The sequence below is a fragment of the Candidatus Eisenbacteria bacterium genome (assembly GCA_016867715.1).
GTDB lineage: Bacteria > Orphanbacterota > Orphanbacteria > Orphanbacterales > Orphanbacteraceae > VGIW01.
The window spans coordinates 1-17,690 of the sequence record VGIW01000017.1 but is presented as its reverse complement, the minus strand read 5'-3'; the positions used below and the strand labels follow the sequence as shown (position 1 = coordinate 17,690).

Annotated in this window: 10 protein-coding genes; all 10 read right to left on the bottom strand. The window is 66.8% G+C overall.

What is annotated here, in order from left to right; all coding sequences use genetic code 11:
• Window positions 1–9 precede the first annotated feature (9 nt).
• Window positions 10–1,008: a phosphatase PAP2 family protein gene (locus FJY73_05135; GenBank protein MBM3320042.1), complete on the bottom strand. Its 999-nt coding sequence runs from the start codon at window positions 1,006–1,008 to the stop codon at window positions 10–12.
• Entirely contained in the window at window positions 1,005–2,651 is a 1,647-nt protein-coding gene (locus FJY73_05130) for a glycosyltransferase family 39 protein (GenBank protein ID MBM3320041.1), read from the bottom strand. The genes FJY73_05135 and FJY73_05130 overlap by 4 nt, the downstream gene beginning before the upstream one ends.
• Entirely contained in the window at window positions 2,648–4,819 is a 2,172-nt protein-coding gene (locus tag FJY73_05125; GenBank protein ID MBM3320040.1) for an ATP-dependent RecD-like DNA helicase, read from the bottom strand. Before FJY73_05125 ends, FJY73_05130 begins: the two co-directional genes overlap by 4 nt.
• Window positions 4,820–4,891: 72 nt before the next feature.
• On the bottom strand, window positions 4,892–6,832 hold the full coding sequence (pepF, locus tag FJY73_05120; protein MBM3320039.1) for an oligoendopeptidase F: 1,941 nt from the start codon (window positions 6,830–6,832) through the stop codon (window positions 4,892–4,894).
• Between the two features lie 441 nt (window positions 6,833–7,273).
• Complete coding sequence (locus FJY73_05115) at window positions 7,274–7,825, bottom strand: hypothetical protein (GenBank protein MBM3320038.1); 552 nt, start codon at window positions 7,823–7,825, stop codon at window positions 7,274–7,276.
• A gap of 314 nt (window positions 7,826–8,139) precedes the next feature.
• Window positions 8,140–9,126, bottom strand: coding sequence for a hypothetical protein (locus FJY73_05110; GenBank protein ID MBM3320037.1), 987 nt, complete (start codon window positions 9,124–9,126; stop codon window positions 8,140–8,142).
• 93 nt (window positions 9,127–9,219) lie between these two features.
• Complete coding sequence (locus FJY73_05105) at window positions 9,220–12,954, bottom strand: T9SS type A sorting domain-containing protein (GenBank protein ID MBM3320036.1); 3,735 nt, start codon at window positions 12,952–12,954, stop codon at window positions 9,220–9,222.
• On the bottom strand, window positions 12,951–13,601 hold the full coding sequence (locus FJY73_05100; GenBank protein ID MBM3320035.1) for a hypothetical protein: 651 nt from the start codon (window positions 13,599–13,601) through the stop codon (window positions 12,951–12,953). The genes FJY73_05105 and FJY73_05100 overlap by 4 nt, the downstream gene beginning before the upstream one ends.
• Window positions 13,602–13,696: 95 nt before the next feature.
• Window positions 13,697–14,578 carry an RNA-directed DNA polymerase gene (locus FJY73_05095; GenBank protein ID MBM3320034.1) on the bottom strand — a complete coding sequence of 294 codons (882 nt, stop codon included), beginning with the start codon at window positions 14,576–14,578 and terminating at the stop codon, window positions 13,697–13,699.
• A gap of 187 nt (window positions 14,579–14,765) precedes the next feature.
• Window positions 14,766–17,690, bottom strand: a 2,925-nt coding sequence (locus tag FJY73_05090; GenBank protein MBM3320033.1) for an SUMF1/EgtB/PvdO family nonheme iron enzyme, incomplete at its 5' end; no start/stop codon positions are given.

Below are 17,690 nucleotides of genomic sequence, written 5' to 3'. Positions count from 1 at the left end.
TCAACGCTCCTACAACTCCGGAACTCTCCCCGTCCAGCGGGACCACCACCGGTCGAGCCGCGGCGTCGCCCACGCGGTCCACGGAAGAAGGAACGCCCCCGCGATCAGATCGACCACGTAGTGGTGCCGGAGATAGACGGTCGAGGCGAAAAGCCTGATGACGAAGAAGAGGAGGATCGGGAAGAACCGCCGCGCGTGGCGCCACGCGTAATAGAGACTCACGAGGCTCACCGCCGTGTGGAGGCTCGGAAACGCCGCGCGCGAGGCGTGGTTCGGGAGCATGTCGAGAAGCGCTCGCTGAAAGTCGGTGATCGCGCCCCCCTCGAGCGTCACCGTGAACGCGCCGAGCGACTCGAGGTAGAGCCTCGGCGGCGCCGCGGGGAAGATCACGTAGAGGACATAGCCGGTGTAGAAGCAGAGCGTGACCCCGAGAAGCGACTCGCGCGCCTCCCTCCTCTTCCGGGAGAACCAGAGGACGATCGCGACCGACGGTGCGACGAGAAAGAAGTTCGTGTAGAACGCGCTGAAGAACTCGGTCCGGAGCGGCGTGATGAACTGCTCCGCCCACACGACCGGCTGAAGACCGAAGATCCGCTCTTCGATCGCGACGAGAACGTCATGAATGTCGTTCGGGTTGATGAAGCGGACCGTGTCGTGGAGGTTCGTGTAGACCGCCGAGCAGAGAGCGAAGGGGAGCATCGTGCGAAGGAACGAGGCGATCCCGACGAGGAAGCGGGGCCGCGCGTCGGACCGCCGCGCCTTCTCGAGAAGAAGGAGCGCGAACCCTACCGCGATCACGATCGCGAGGCGAAGAAGCCCCCCTTCTACGCGCCTCGACGACATCCCGGAGCGGGCGAGCGAGACGTTCGCCCAGACGGTCACGATCGTCGAGGGAACGAAGAGAAAGAGGAAGAGCGCCTCCTCAAGACGAAGTCTCTTCGCCTGTCGTTCGAGAAACCCGCGCGCTCGGGCGGTTCCCCTCGCGCGCTCTCGGCTCATCGTGCTCACGGCGCCTCCTCCCCCCCGCCTTCCGGCGCGGATCGCGCGGGAAGCCGATAGACCCGGTGGCGGCCGCTCGCGCCGGCCGGCCGGAGCCTCTCGAGAAGCTCGAGAGGCAAGTCTCTCTCCCTCCCCTCTCGGAGAACGAGGATCCGGTCGCGGGCCGGGCCGACATCCCCTCCCGTCCCGTCCGCGCTCGGATCGAACCGCGCGACCCTTCCGCGAAGATAGAACTCCGCCGAGAGCGGGATCCCCCCGTGGAAGAGAACCGTTTCCCCCGTGTCCGCGCCGAGACCCGCGATCGTTTCCGCGAGGTGCCGCGTCGACTTCGTCTCCGCGATCGACCCAGGAAGCCCGAGAGAGGCCGCGAGAAGAAAGAGCGGAACGAGAGAGACGCCGGCCGCGAGCCGCGCCATCGGCCTCTTCGAGCGCGTGGCCCCGAGCGCGAGGAGAAAGACCCCCGCCGCCGCCGCGACGAGCGCCGCTCCCGCGCCCGCGGAGACACCAAACTCTTGAAACGTGAAGATCACCCCGCCGAGGAAGAGAACGGGCGCGAGAAGGAGCGACCTCCTCGGGACCGCTCCCCTCCCCTCCGCCTCCTCCCTCGCGAGAAGGAGCGCGAGGAAGGGGAGCGAGGGGAGAACGTACGGAAGCGAGAGGGAGCGCGAGAAGGTGAAGAAGACGAGAGGCGCGAGCGCCGCGATCCAAAGGCACGTGCCCGCAGGATCGCCCGCGCCGCTCCCCCGGCGGCGGAGCGCCCCGCGCGCCGCGCCGAAGAGCGCAGGCGTCCAAGGCAGGAACGCGAGAAAAGCGAGGCCCCACACGAGACCGTAAGGGGAGACATGCCCGTGGCCGTAGAGATCCCCGTACTCCTTGTGGAGATAACGAAGCCAATGTTCATGGATGAAGAAATAGCGCAAGAAGCCGGGGGTCGCCCGTTCGGCGAGAAGATACCACGGCCCGGCGACGAGAAGCAGGATCCCGATCCCGGGGAGCCAAGGGAGCGCGCGGAGAGCGCGTGCGCTCCGCCGGAAGGCCGCGTCCGCTCCGATCGCGAGAAGAACGAGCGCCGCCGCGACCGGTCCCTTCGCGAGAAGCCCGAGGGCGAGGAAGAAGAAGACGAGAAGCCCGAAGCGCCTCCGGCCCGGTTCCTTCACGTGCAAAAGGTACGCACCGAGCGCTCCCGTGGTCGCGAAGGCGAAGGTGACGTCCAGGAGGACCGTCCCGGCGAGAAGGAAGAAGAGGCCGCTCGATCCGAGAAGGACGGCTGCACGGAGCGACGCGCTCCGGCCGAAGAGCGAGCGGCCGAGGGCAGCCGTGAGAAGTAGCGTCCCGAGCGCCGCGAGGAAGCTCGGGAGGCGGGCCGCCCATTCGGTCGCGCCGAAGATCCGCATCGCGAGCGCGGTCATCCAGAAGTGGAGCGGGGGCTTCGCCCAGAACGGCTCGCCTCCGTGAAGGGTCGGCGTGACCCAGTTCCCCGAGACCGCCATCTCCCTCCCGATCTCCGCGTAGCGGCTCTCGGTCGCGTCGAAGAGAGGGAGAACGCCGAGCGTCGCGAGGCGAAGAAGGAGGAAACACGAGACGAGGAGGAGAAGCGCGCGGTCCCCCCCACCGCGAAGCCGCGCCCGCTCATTCCCCGCCGCTTCTCTCACGTCTCCCCCCGGCCCGCGGCGCCGCGGAGGCGATGCGCGAGGAACGAGTAGCGGTGGCGGATCCGGTTGTTCCGGACCGCCGCGCCGATCGTCCGCTGCGATCCGAGGAGCACGACGAGTTCCCGCCCACGCGTGATCGCCGTGTAGAGGAGGTTCCTCTGGAGCATCGGGAAGTGTTCGCCGAGAAGGGGGGCCACGACCGCCCGGTACTCGCTCCCTTGCGACTTGTGAACCGAGACCGCGTAGGCGAGCGTCAGCTCGTCGAGATGGTTGAACGGATAACGAACGCGCCGGTTGCCGAAGAAGACCTCGAGCTCCTCCTCCTCCGAATCGATCGCCGTGATCCGCCCGACGTCTCCGTTGAACACGTCGAGCTCGTAGTTGTTTCGAAGCTGAATCACCTTGTCCCCCATCCGGAGGATTCTCTCGTCCCGCCGGATCTCCTCCCCCCGCGGGTTCAGGAGCGCCTGAAGCTCGCGGTTCAGGTTCGTCACGCCGGCGATCCCCTTGTGCATCGGGGCGATCACCTGCACGTCGCGAACCGGATCGAGGCCGTGCCGCTCCCGGATCTCCTCGGCGAGGAACCGCTTGATCCACGCGAGCGCATCCTTGCCGCTCTCGATCTCGACGAGGCGGAAATCGGACGCGTCCTCCTCGAAGAGGGGCATCCGCCCCTCGTTCACGCGGTGGGCGTTCACGACGATCCGGCTCTCGCGCGCTTGGCGGTAGATCTCGGTGAGGCGGACGGTGCGCACGCGCCCCGAGTCGATCAGATCGCGGAGGACGTTCCCCGGGCCGACCGAGGGGAGCTGGTCGACGTCGCCGACGAGAACGAGACGCGAGCCGGGGGCGAGCGCCGCGAGGAGATGCCGCATGAGAAGGATATCGACCATTGAGACCTCATCGATGATCGCAGTTGACGAGGTGAGGGAGTTCTCCTCGTTCCGCCCGAAGAGGCCGGTGCGCGGATCGAACTCGAGCAAACGGTGGATCGTGCGGGCGGGGCGCGCGGTCGCCTCCTCGAGCTTCTTCGCGGCGCGTCCTGTCGGCGCCGCGAGGGAGACCTCCTCCCCCGCCCGCTCGAGGATCGAGAGAAGCGAACGGACGAGCGTCGTCTTTCCGGTGCCGGGTCCTCCGGTGACGACGACGACCCGTTCCTCGACCCCCGCCTCGACCGCGACCTTCTGCTCCTCGCCGAGAGGAAAATCGAACGCCTTCTCGAGCCAAGCGAGCGCCGCGCGCGAGTCGATCCGCCGGACGGCCGGAACCGAGAGAAGCGCGCGGATCGCCGCCGCGACCCCCTCCTCGGCGTCGAGCATCTCCGTTCGGTAGACGAGAGAGGGCCCGTCGTCGATCTCCTCGGAGACGACCGAGCCGGCCTCGAGAAGCCTCTGGATCGCCGCCTCGGCGACCTCCTCCTCCTGACCGAGAAAGCCGGCCGCGGCGCGCGCGAGCTCCTCCCTCGGATAGCAGACGTGCCCAGCCTGCGAGAGCTGTCCGAGCGTGTAGAGAACGCCGGCCTCCGCCCGTCGCGGGGAGTTCTTGTCGATGCCGAGCGCCTCGGCGATCCGATCCGCCGTCTGGAAGCCGACGCCCCACACCTCGTCCGCGAGCGCGTAGGGATCGCTTCGTACGCGGCGCACCGTGTGCTCCCGGTAGGTTTCGTAGATGCGGGCGGCGAGCGCGGGGCCGATCGGAAGCTGATGGAGAAAGACGAGCGCCTCGCGGACGCTCTTCTGCTCTCCCCACCCCTCGCGGATCATCGCGAGGCGCTTCGAACCGATCCCATCCACCTCGAGAAGGCGCTCCGGTTCCTCGTCGATGACGCCGAGCGCCTCCGCCCCGAAGCGCTCGACGATCCGCTTCGCCATCTCAGGGCCGATCCCCTTGACGAGGCCCGAGGAGAGATAGCGCTCGATCCCTCCCGCCGTCGCAGGCGGACGAACCTCGAAGGTTTCAATCTCAAATTGTTCGCCGAACCGCGGGTTGAAGACCCACTTCCCCTTGAGTCGAAGCGACTCGCCGACCGAGACGCCGGGGAGCCGCCCGACGACGCTGACGAGGCGGCCGTCCGCCTCGTCCTGCACCCGGCCCACGGTCCACGCGTTCTCGGGGTTCTGGAAGACGATCCGCTCGAGGGTCCCCTCGATCTCCGTCGGCTTTCCCATGTGGATCCCGCCGTTCCGCCGGACGTTCCAGGCGTTCTCCCCGCGCCGCCCCCCTCGCGAAGCGGAGCCGCGTCAGAGGCCGAGGAGCTTCTCCATCTCGGTGATCGTGCGGTCCATCAGGCGGGCCGCCGCCTCGATCGCCTCCGGCTTCGTGAGATCGACGCCCGCCTCCTTCAGCAGCATGAGCGGGGGCTTCGAGGACCCCGCCTTCAGCATGCCGAGGTAGGCCTCGCGGGCCGCGGGATCGCCGGACTGGACCTTCTCGGCGAGCGCGATCCCGGAGGAGAGACCGGTCGCGTAGGTATACACATAAAACTTATAGTAGAAGTGCCCGATGTAGGCCCACTCCAATCCGTCGTTCTCGCCGAGCGTGAAGCCCTCCCCGTAGTAGTCCCGGACGAGCCGCGCGTAGGTCTCGTCGAGCAGGCTCGCGGTCACCGGGATCCCGCTCTCGGCGGCCGTGTGCACCGCGAGCTCGAACTCCGCGAAGAGGGTCTGCCGGTAGATCGTCGTGCGAATGCTCTCGAGAAGATCGTTCAGGATCGAGAGCTTTACCTCTTTATCGGTTGTGTTCCGGAGCAGGTAGTCGGAGAGGAGCTTCTCGTTGCACGTCGAGGCGATCTCTGCGATGAAGTTCGCGTAGTCCGCGGTCGGATAGGGCTGGTGCGTCATCGAGAGATGCGTGTGAAGCGCGTGGCCGTACTCGTGCGCGAGCGTGGAAAGATCGTCCGAGCCGTTCAGGTAGTTCATCTTCACGTACGGGTGCACGCCGTAGACGCTCGCGGAGAAGGCGCCGCTCTCCTTCCCCTTGTGCGGGTAGAGATCGAGCCAACCGTTCGCGGGGTCGAGGCCGGCGGCGAGGATCTTCCCGTACTCCTCGCCGAGAGGAGCGAGCGCCTCGGGAAGAACGCGCATCGCCTCCTCGTAGGGGACCTCCCTCTCCTTCCCCGGGACGAGCGGCGTGTAGAGATCGTAGATGCGGAGCTCGTCCAGGCCGAGCACCTTCTTGCGGAGCTCGACGTAGCGGCGGAGCGGGCCGATGTTCGCGCGAACCGCCGCGATCAGGTTGTGGTAGACCGCGGGATCGATGTTTTCCATGTCAAGATACGCGTCGAGCGCGCGCTCGTAGCCCCTGGCGCGGGCGAAGAAGACCGTGGTGTTCGCCTGCCCCGCGAGGAGGGCGGCGAGCACGTGCTCGTACGAACGAAGGGCGCCGAAAACCCCCTCGACCGCGTCGCGGCGCACGCGGCGGTCGGGCGAGCGCCGGTAGAGCGGGTAGTTGGAGAAGGTGAGCGGGACCTCCTTCCCCGATTCGTCGAGGATCGCGGGGAGCCGGAGGTCGGTGAGCATCGCGTCGAACGCCTTCTCGTGATCCGACGGAAGCTCGTTCAGGTCGATTTCCGCCCATAGGTTGTCGCCGGCGAGCGCGAGGAGGCGCTCCCCCTCCGGCCCGAGGACGCGCGCGCGGCGCCTCCGGATCTCCTCGAGATAGGTCCGGTACGCGCCGAGACCCGGCTCCCTCGTGTAGGCGCGCGCGATCGCGCCGTCGTCCAGCGCGAGAACCTCGCCCCGGATGAACGAGGCCTCGGCCATCAGGTCGTTCATCGCTCGGAGCGCGCGGTCGTTCATCGCCTGAACCTCGGTCGAGCCGCGGCTCGTGTTGAAGCGGAGGTTCGCGTAGAGGGTCAGCTTGTTCGTCGCGAGACGCACGCGGAAGTAGAGGTCGAGGCACTCGCGAAGAGCGGGCGGATCGGCGAGCCGGCCGCGAAAGCGCCCGAGCTTCTCCCTCTCGGCGTTCACCTCCTCGAGCGCGGCGTCGAACGCTCCGTCGCTCGGAAGAAGCAGGCGGAGATCCCATTGATACGCTTCCGGGATCGCGCTCCTCTCCGTGTTCGCGTCGGGAGCGTAGGACGGAAGCGTTCCCGCCGCGTGACCGGAGGGACCGTCGAGAAGAGCCACGAGCGCAAGAAGAACGAGCGGAGCGACTCGGACGATCGAACGAAGACGATTCATGACCCCCTCGACCGGCGTCGGGCCGGGAACCCTCGCCGAATGGATGGAAGGAACAGGCCGCACCTCGGCCGGCCGGACCGGATCAACATACCAGAGGCTCACGGGAGAGGACAAGCGGGAGGGTTTCGGTGAGGAGGGGTTCGGTGCCAGGAGGGTTTCGGTGCCAGGCTACGGATCTCACTCAGGGTTTCGGTGCCAAGGGTTTAGAGGGTTTCGGTGCCAGGCTACGGATCTCCTGGGTTTCGGTGCCAGGCTACGGATCTCACTCGGGTTCGGTGCCAGGCTACGGATCTCACTCGGGTTCCGTAGCCTGGCACCGATCCACTCGCGTAGCCTGGCACCGATCCATGGCACCGATCCAGTGCAACGGATCTCCTCGATTCTGCCGGAACTGCGGAGCCTGGCACCGATTGCCACGCACTCGCGTTCGAGACCGAGTGTCTACCGAAAGAGAACTTTGATGCTCCCCCAGGAGCTCTCGGAAGTCCCGGTCGGAGTCCCCGCGCACAGCCAGACGGGGATCGAACCGGAGAACGCCCCCGCGTTGAAATCGGAATCGATCCAATACGAATCGAGATCGTCGACCCGTACCGTACCCGGACATCCCCCCACCACGTACCATGCGGAAGCAAGGTGCACGGGCGAATCGATCTGGTTGTCACAGAAGTTGGGTACATCGCTTCCGTACAAGCCCAGGCATGTGTCCGCGGGAGCTGTGTAGTTCACCCACGGCTCCGTCCAGAACTCGATGGAATCCGGGACGACCTGTTCTGCACACAGCGGCACCCACACGTGGCAGAGACGACCCTGCGGCACGTTGTGATGCACATAGACCTCGACCCGCACCGTGTCGCCCACGCCGGCGGCCACCGTATCCGGTCCGTTTCCGAGAATCCCGTCCACGTCCAGCTCCACATAGGTCTCACCGTGGACGCACGGAACGAAGAGCCAGGACCCGATCGCCAAGACGCCGATCCATTTCGCCAGCCACATATCGATCCCTCCCGCGCGAGCGGACCCATGAAGGAGACCGAGGCAGGCCCGCGGACGCGATCGCGATTCCCGCCGCCGCTTGTCGTACGCGCGTTGAATCGTTCGCCGTCGAGATCCCGGAGCGCGGCAAGCTGCAGGCTTATTTTAGGCGCCCACCTCTTCTCCGTCAAGGTCTTTCGGGCGGAGAGCCGTCTCGTGGAGATCCGGCACGCGCGGCGGGTCTCCTCTCTTCACCCGCGAGTTGATGCGGCCGAGAGCGCTTGCCACCGCTTCTCACGGGATGGCGGCCACAAGGAGGGGGAACATGCCGGTCGTCATTGATCCATGCCTCCTTTCTCCACGATTTCCGCGAGCGGAATCTCGTGAATACGACCTTCTCGGAGATCGCCCGGTCGTGAGTCGAGAATTTGTTGTAGGCAGGCCGCCCGGAATTCCTCCACAGTCATCCCGGGCCTCACAAAGGCCTGGAGGTCCGCGTTGCGCGGCACGATCACGAGGGAGGGCCCGAATCGATCCAGGATCTCAGCGAGCGTGCGTACATATCCGACCGCGCGAGAGTACGACGGTGGCGGGTTGTACTCGGCAGGACGGAAACCCTTCGGGGGCTCTTTCAGGCTCCACTCGGCGAAGGGGCCTTCACTCTCCGGCGGATGTCCGCGCCAGGGAAAATAGAGGTCCCCGTTCCTCCATACCAGCCTTCCGGCCGGTTCCACCATCAGTGTATCGTTCAGCGCGTCCAGCGTGTCCTGAGCCGCCCGCATCGACAGACTCTCCGACCGGGTGGTGTGCCAGGTCATTCTGTAGGCCTCCGCAACCCGTCCAACAATAGGGTCCGTACGGAGAATCCAGCCGAGGATGGCTTCGCGCCAGGTCGCACCCTCTTGCCTTTCGACCCGGATGAAGGGGACCCCCCCATACTCCTGTGCGAGAGTGGAGTCCTCGAATCCAGGTAGGATCACCGGTTCGCCCGGGAGTATCTGATGCCCATCGATGACGAGGGGGCCCCCGATGGACCACGTGCACTCCAGCTCCCCTGTTTTCCGCTCCCCATGAATGAACAGAACGTCCTCGTCGGGAACCACGAGCGCGCGCGAGAAGCTCGTGGGTCCGCTGGGCGGCGCACTCTCATATTCCCCGCCGGTGACGACCGTATCCGTCGAACCGATCGGCAGGGTGTCCGGGGCGTTGGTCACGTTGGAGTCTCGGTTCGCGACAAGGGAGATGTTCGCGCGAACCGGCAACGGAAGGAAGGAAGCCGACACAGCGAAGATCGCAACATGAACGATCATGCGAACCGCCATCGAAGATCTTCCTTCGGAACGGATGGAGGGGGTCGGAACGCTCCCCATCCATTCCTCTTCCATCCCGCACATCCGCTCGGAGGGCGGCGGACTCTATTTCAAGAGCACGATCTTGCGGGTCTCGGAGAGGCCGGCCGCCTCGACGCGCGCGAAGTAGACGCCGCTCGCCGCGCGGCGCCCGGACGAGTCGGTGCCGTTCCACGCGACCGCGTGACTCCCCGCCGGGAAGACGCCGTCCGCGAGGTGTCTCACGAGTCGCCCCGAGAGATCGTAGATGGAGAGGCGCGCGCGGACCTCTTTCGAGAGGAAGAACACGAGGGTTGTGTTCGGGTTGAACGGGTTCGGGCGGTTCGGCTCGAGGCGAAGCGCGGGAAGTGCCGGAGCCGGCGCGGACGCCTCGTGCGAGAGAAGAAAGACCGACGAGCCGGGGAGCGCGCCTCTCAGGCTGCCGCGCGCCGCGTCGTGCTCGGACGCCGAGAGGATCCACGCGTCCCCCTCCATCCGGAAGAGGGAAGGCGCGTTTCCCTCCGGATCGAGAGGGACATCCCGGACGAACACCGCGACCGGCCCGTCCGCCTCACCGAGCGAGAGCCGGAACGGACCGAGGGCCGGAGCGGGAAGCGGGCAGGATGTTTCGCTTTCAATCTCCGATCGCTCAACCTTCGTGAGGAGAACGTAGGAATCCCCCGCCGACTCGCGCGGAGGAATCCGAACTTCGACCTTGCCGGACGGGGAGTAGATCGATCCCCCCTTTGATCCGCGGACGTAGGAGACCGAGAACTCCTTGCTCGTGTCCGACTTGTTTCCGGCGAGATCCTCGCCCGAGACGCTCACGGTTCCGATGCCGGTCTCGGCGAGCCGGTACACGGCCCGGTAGACGTTCCGGGCGACGTCGATGCGGAAGACCGCGAGCGATGTATCGACCTCGCCCATCGTGAAGCGGACCTCCGGCTTTTCGATCAGGGCCTCGGAGGAGACGATCACGAAATCGAGAAACGCGTTCGCGAAGGGGTTCGAGAGGATCCCGATCGTGTAGCTCGGCGCGGTCTGATCCGCGTTCACGAAATCCTGGCGGTACATGCGGAAGGCGCTCCCGTCCGCCTCGGCGAGATACGTGCCGAACACCGCGAGGTCGAACGCCGTCTCCGGTGTTCTCCCCCGCCAGACGCGCACCGGGTTCGCCGGGTTCGCGAGATCGTAGACGTCGATCCCCTCGGTCCGTCTCGCGCAGAAGAGATGGTCGTTCACGACGCGCATACGCCGGACGAAGGAGAGGTCCGGCCGGAGGATGGATTGCGTCGGGTTGTCCGGATTCTCGGCGTTGACGATGGTCGTCCCGATCTGGCGCTGCCCGAGATAGACGTGCCCCGCGTAGGCGGCGACGTCGAGCACGCGGTGGGTCGTCGGAAACATGCTCCGAAATACGGGAGCAGACGGGTCCACGAGATCGAGGATGAAGAGCCCGCGGCTCCTGTCCGCCGTCCCGACGAACGCGAGGTTCCCCCCCAGGGCGATCCGCTCCGCCCCCGCCCCCGCGAGATCCGAGTTCTCCGTCCCGCCGCTCCGGAAGAAGCCGAGCGGGACCACCGCCTCCGGGCGCGCGATGCTGTAGACGCCGAAACCGTGGTTCTTCATCGCGACGCAGAGGAGCGTATCCCGGATCGCGAGCCCCGATGCCTCTCCCGGAAGCTCGATGGTCCGCGCGAGCAGGGCGATGTCCGGCGTCGGGAGGGTCAGCTCCACGAGAAGGCTTTCGCCGGCGATCGAGGCGAACGCCCGCGTGCCGTGCAACACGACGTCCGCCGCGGCCCGGCCGAGGTCGTACGGCTCGCCGCGGCTCAGCGCCTCCCCTTCCTGCAAGTAGAACGGCCAGATCTTCCCCTCGCGATCGGTCGCGAGGACACGCGTCTCGGACGCGGAGGCGATGTCGATCGGCGCGTGGGGATCGTACGAACCGATCGGGAGGAACCCGTAGTCCTCGAACGTGCCGAAGATCTCGAACCCGCCCGACCCGGCGGCGACGTACGCGCGCTCCCTTCCGGTCGCGAGGTTCCCCGGGAACCCCTGCGATTGAATCCGGAGGAGAACCCTTGGAACGCGCGGGTCGGCGACCGAGATCACGTGGACGAAGCCGGGATCGATAACCCCGAGCGATTCGGTCACGTAGAGAACGCTCCCCAGTTTCTTCACGTTTCGAAGAAGGGAACCGGAGATCGTCACGAGACCGACCGAGTCGGGGCGGGCGGGATCGGCGACGTCGAGAACAAGAAGCCCGGTCGATCGGAGAAGCGCGTAGAGCACCCCGGTCTCCGAAAAGGCGACGTCGATCACGTAGTCGGCCGGATCGTACGCACCGAGAACCGCGGGGGCCGCGGGGTTCGCGGCGTCCGCGAGACGGATGCCGGCGTCCCCCTCGGCGAGCGCGACGAGGTTTCCGAAGACCGCGACCGCACGCGTCGAGCGTCCGGCCGCCCCTCCCGTCCCGATCGAGCCGACGGGGACGGGCCCCGCCGGGTTGGAGACGTCGAGGATGGAGAGCCCGGCCGATCCCCCGCACATGTAGGCGAGGGACTCGTCGACCAGAAGCCCCTGCGTCCCCGGGGTCGAAGCGAACCCGACCGCGGCCCCCGAGGCGGCGTCGTACACGCGGAGACCCTGGCCGGTCTCCGCAGCATAGATGTATCGATCATTCACTTCCAAAGCATTGACGCTCCCCACCGTGGGGAGAAAACCCAGAAGGGCGGGGTTCAGCTCGTCCGTGAGCGAGACGAGGCCCACGCCCTTCGCGCCGGCGGCGAGAAAGGCGGTGTCCCCCTCCACGGCGACGTCGGAGACGACCGCGCCGGGGACGGCGAAGCCGGCGACATAGGTCGCGTTCTGGGGGATGACGAGCTCCACGAGACGGAGCCCCCGGTCGAGCCCGGTCGAATAGACCCGCCCTTCCTTCGCCAGAACACGCCCGAGCGTCGTGTCCACCGCGCTCACGGCCAGCGCCCCCGCGGAGAGCCCCCCGCGCCGAAGGAGATGAAGCTCCCGCGCGTCGTGAACCGCCACGAGGAATGAGTCGACCGCCGCCACGTCGCCGGTCGCGCCGGACGGACGATAGGCGTCGGGGAGGATCACCGGGTTCGTTGAGTCGGAGACATCGACCGCGGAGATGCCGTCGCCGCCGCGGGAGACATAGAGGGTCGCGAACGAGAAGTCGAGATGCGCCGCGCCCGCGAGCTCCGGCCGATGGGCGAGCGGAACCGGAATGTAGTGGGAGATGTCGAACGTGCGGAGACCCCCCCGCTCCAACGCGAGAGAGGCGACCGCGCGGCGGACCCGGATATCCTGGATCGGCTCGCCGATCGGATACTTGTAGAGACGCTGCGGGGCCCCCGGGTTCTGGATGTCGATGACGATGAGCCCGCTGTCCCGGTCCGCGACCTGAAGCCGATTCCACCCGTGATCCAGCCGCCCGAAGCTCGAGGGGGCCGGAAGCGTGTCCACGACCGCCGGGCGGAACGGGTCGTCGAGGCTCATCGTGAAGAGCCCGCCCGTTCCGCGGCTTACGTAGAGATAGTTCTCGCGTAAAAGAAGGCCGCCCGCCTCCCCGGGAAGAAACACGCTTGAGATGAGGCTCGGCCGCAGGGCCGAACGGATGTCGAGGACCGCGAGGCCCGAAGGGTAGAGAACGTACGCGACATCCTCCTTTTCCGCGATCTCGTACGGGTTCGAGAAGAGATCCGCGCCGACCGGCGCGGCCGAACGGGCGAACGCCGGCCCGGCCGCCGCGAGCGCCGCGGCGAGCACTGCTCCCCAAGCGAAAAGGACGCGCCGCCTCATGAGACCAGATCCCCCAGCCCCTCGATCGCGAGAAGGAGATCCCGGAGATACGTCGGGCTCGACGAGGAGAGACCGTTGTTCGGATCGAGAAGATCCACGATGTCCCTCGCCTCCTGGTACTGGCCGATCCCGTAGTAGCAACGCGCGAGGAGCACGCGGAGGCTGACCGAATTGACGGAGGAGTTCCGCGCGAACACGAAGGAACCGCCTCCCCTCTGGAAACCCTTCTGCGCGAAGCCGATCGCCTGCTCGAACCGCGTGCGCGCTTGATTCGGAAAGAGAAGACCCTGCGCGTGCGCCATGTACGCGGCGCCGTAGTAGCAGTCGACCGCAGAGCTGTCGAGGGCGAGCGCGCTCTCGAACTCCGAGAGGGAGAGACCGATGTAGCCGAGCTCGAGGTTCGACCAAGCCCTTCCCGCGATCGCGGGGACGTAGACCGAGTCCTTGGTGAGCGCGTTGTAGAAGGCGGCGGCGGCGCCCGAGAAGTTCCGATCCCCGTAACGCTTCCACCCCTCGGCGGTCCAGAACGCGGCGTCGCGCGTTCCGCCCCCATTCCCATTTCCGTTCGGCTCATCGGGGGCGCGCTCGGAACAGCCGGCGGCGAGCAGCGCGGCGAGCGCAACCCACGCGAGAGAGGGACTTTTCACGGTCCGCGCCTCCTCAAAGGGAAGACACCGTACAAGTCTAGCACATCCGCGGTCGAAGGGAAGCCCCCGGGAATCGCGCCGTCCTCTGGAAGGGCTTACCCCACCCTCGCCCGGGTGATCGAGTTCAATGGGTCTCGGCAGCCTGCGATTGCCGCCCGCCGTAGGACCGCCCTGCGGAGGCCCACCGTGTTTCCGAAGCGAGCGTGGTTCACCCACCCGCCGACTGAGGCGCTGACGGCGGCGATCGGGAGTCTGCCGGCGCGGCATGCCTCGACCATTCGCTTCAGTTTCCGCTGGAACGACACGCCCTTGCGGCGCTTGAGCCGGCGGCGCTCCGGGAACACCGTGAACCCGAGGAACGGGATGCCCTCGGTTACCGGCCGCGGGTGGGCTCCCGGATGGATGCTGAGCCGCAACCGTTCGAGCCGTCGCACAACCGTCTGGTGCCACGTCGACAGTGTTGTCTTGTCGTCACCGAACAGCAGAATGTCGTCGACGTATCGCACGTATCCCCGGCACCGCAGCTCCCGCTTCACGAAATGATCGAAGGGACTCAAATACACGTTCGCCCAGAACTGACTCGTCAGGTTGCCGATCGGGAGCCCCCGCGGCCGCAGGACGGCGAACAGGTCGTCGCCAGGGAAGTACACCATGTCGTACCTCTCGTCGAGGACGCCGCAACCGCTCGCGAGGATGACTTCCGTCAAACGGAGGACGCGGCGATCGCTGATCATCTCGGCGAGTCGCGCCTGCAGGATGACGTGGTCGACGCTGGGGAAGAACTGCCGGATGTCGCACTGCAGAACGAACCGGTGACGGCGAGCCAGGCGCTGCGCGCGTGTCAGCGCCCGGTGGGTTCCCTTTCCGACCTGGTTCGCGAAGGAGTCGGACACGAACGTGCGCTCGAAGATCGGCTCGATGACGTTGCACAACGCATGGTGCACGACGCGATCGCGGAACGGCGCAGCGGAAATCAAGCGCCGCTTCGGCTCGTGAATCCAGAAATGGGTGTAAGGCCCGGGCCGGTACGTTTCGGACAGGAGGTGATGAAGTCGAACGTGCGCGTGAAGATCGGCATTTCCGCTTGAGGCATGGGCCCCGCACCTCCCTTTCGTAAAAACGTGATCGAAAGATCGGAGATGAGGATACCAGAGTCCAGAGAGATCAGAGACCAGAGTTCGGAGAAGAAGATGGGGACACCACCACCCGAAAACCGAAGCCGTCGATGCGGGAGACGGGGTTGTCCCTGAAGCGGGAAGCACAACGCGCGAGCCTCTCGTAGTCGTTGAACGCGGCGCCGCGAACCACCCGGAGGGCCGTTTCCCGCACTGACTCGCGGCCGTCGGCCGCGACATAGGGGTACGATCGATACAGGCTCCTCGTCCATTCGCTCACATTGCCGGCCATGTCGAAGCAGCCATAGGGGCTCTTATCGCCTGGGTAGTTCCCCACCGGGCTGGTTCCCGCGGTCCCCACGTTGCACCGTCCCGATTCCCATTGGTTGCCCCAGGGATACCGGCGGCCGTCGGTTCCCCGTGCCGCCTTTTCCCACTCCGCCTCGCTCGGCAACTGCACCCCCGCCCATTGGCAGAGCGCCACCGCATCCTGCCAGCTCACATTAACCACGGGATGATCGTCCCTACCGGTCTTCAAGCTCCCCGCCGCCGGCGATCCGGTCTCCTCGCGGAATCGCCGATAGAGCGCTTGGGTCACCGGGTACTTGCCAATCCAGAACGCCTCGAGCGCCAGCCGATGCTGCGGACGCTCGTCACCCGCGCCGGCATCATCCCCCATCTCGAACTCACCCTTTGGGACGTGGACCAGGGGGAAGCCGAGACGGTCGAGCAGGGAAAGGATGCGCGCGTCCACAGACCCATTCACCTTTCCGAGAAACCCGGTGAGAAGCTTCAGCACGGGTCCCAGCGGCTCGCACAGGCGCGCGAGCGCGCCGCGGTCTCCCGCTTGGTTTAGGGCGAGCACCGCCGCCAGCGACGCCTCCGGGTGCCCCTCGGTCTGTGCCCGCTCGACAAGGTACTCGGTCCCGCCCCATCGTCCGAGAGCGGCCATCGCGTCGGCCGCGTCCTGGCGCCGATCACTCTCGTTCTCCACAAGCGTCTTCAGCCCGGCGAGAATCTCGTCTCTGAGCGCGTGGAACGCCGGTGTGCCCGGATCGTTGACATCCGCGAGGGCCGCAGCGCCGAGCAGGAGATCGTGTTGAAGCAAACGCCGCACGACCTCGGTTGCATCGCGCTGCAACCCGGCGGCCAGAAGAACGACCTCGCGCCACCACGGGTCTCCGACGTGGGCGAAGAGGTCCGCGGTCTGCCGGCGCTCGTGGTAATCCTCGGCGGTGAAGAACTCCTGCCACGTCAAATGCGCCAGGCCGTACGAAGAGCGCGACTGCCGGCGGATCAGCCCGCTCCGCGCCATCAGCTCTTGGAGAAACCGATTACGGCAGTCGTCCTGGCGCCCAAGGTCCTTCAGCGCTTGCCCGATGACGTCGAGAAGGGGCTCTTCGTCGAACACCCGAACCCCTTTGGCGTGGAACGTCCGGGCAATCGCCTGCAGCGCCCGCCGCTTCTCGCGCGGCGGGAACTCCGCCTCCCTAGCGAGCTTCCCGAGCAGCTCCTCCGCACAGCGCTGATAGAGCTCCACTCGTCTGTCGGGGAGGCGCAGATCGAGCTCGTAGTTCAAGCACATGAGCGAGAGGAGGAGCGGGTTCGTGGCTAGTTGGCGCATCCGCGCGTTGCGGCCCAGGCTTTGCCGCAACCCCTCGACACGATCGGCGGGCGCGCTCGACGGCTCGTCGAACCAGCTACGGATGAACCGCTCCACCTCCTTCTCGGCGAACTCCTGCACCTCGACCCTCAGAAACCCGGGGAGCGAGTCGCGGGGATCGCGAAAGCCGGCGCTGCGGCAGGTCACCACCACGGGCACATGCTCGTAACGGCGGGCAAAGGCGCTGATCTCCTTCTCCACATGATCGTAGGCGGATTCCTCCATCACCTCATCGAGGGCGTCGAGCAACACCAGGCAGCGCCCCTCGTACAACTTCCGCTGAAGGAACCCTTCCGCGTCCGCGAACCCGGCCTCGCTCAGCGTCCGGGCGAGATGAACCTCCAGCGGCTCGCCGCTTCGGCCAACATCGTTCAGCGTGAGGTACAAGGGCAGTGGAAAGCGCGTCAGCCGATCCCGCAGATGTCTCAGCCAGGACACCGGCGGCACGATCCAATAGGGGTAGAGCAATACCAGGAACGCGATCCCCATTGGAGCGCCGGCGTACCACGGCACGAGGGCGAAGTGGGCCGAGACCGCCAGCACGGCGATGCCTACGATCGCCGACCCCCTCACCGCGCCCGAATAGCGGACAAGGATTAGCAGCAGCGCAATGCCCAACACCACCCAGGACCCAAAGAGTCCCAGAGTCCACGATACGGTCCACTTGGGCGAAGACAGAAGCCCGCCGGCGATCCAGAGGAGCAGAGCCAGCACGCCAACGAGGAACCCGATGAGTTGTGACTGCTCGCCCAGCCGGACCATCCGGCGCTGCATCGCGTCTGCGGCCAGGGCAGGGCCGGAGTTGATGATCTCGCGTGCCCAGTCACCGAACGCCGTTGCGCGCCGGGCGATGCGCAGGGCCAGGTACTTGAGGAGGGTCGTCTTGCCGCTGCCCGGATCGCCTAGGACGACGAGGCGATGGGGTTTTCGACGGACGGCCTCGACGGCGTCGATGACCCCTGAGGCCTCTGGTGAACCCCCGCTTGGGCGCGGCGAGGAGGGGTCGGGCAACAACTCCGGAGGTACGTACTTGCCGACCCGGAGCGCGATATAGATGCTCTCGAGGTCGAGCGGCTTGCTGCGCCCCAGGATGCTGATCGCGGCGTGTTCGGCGATGACGCGCTCGCGGTATCGCCGCTCGGCCCTCCGATCGCTGAGGCGAGGCACCGGAACCTCGGGCGTCTCCGGCAGCCGGAACCCATCGCGAAGCACCAGGGCGCGCAGCTCGTGACGCGACCCGAAGGAACTGCGATCCTCACCGCTCTGACGGATGGAGCGGACGAAGTCCTGCTGGAGCGTTGCGGCCTCCTC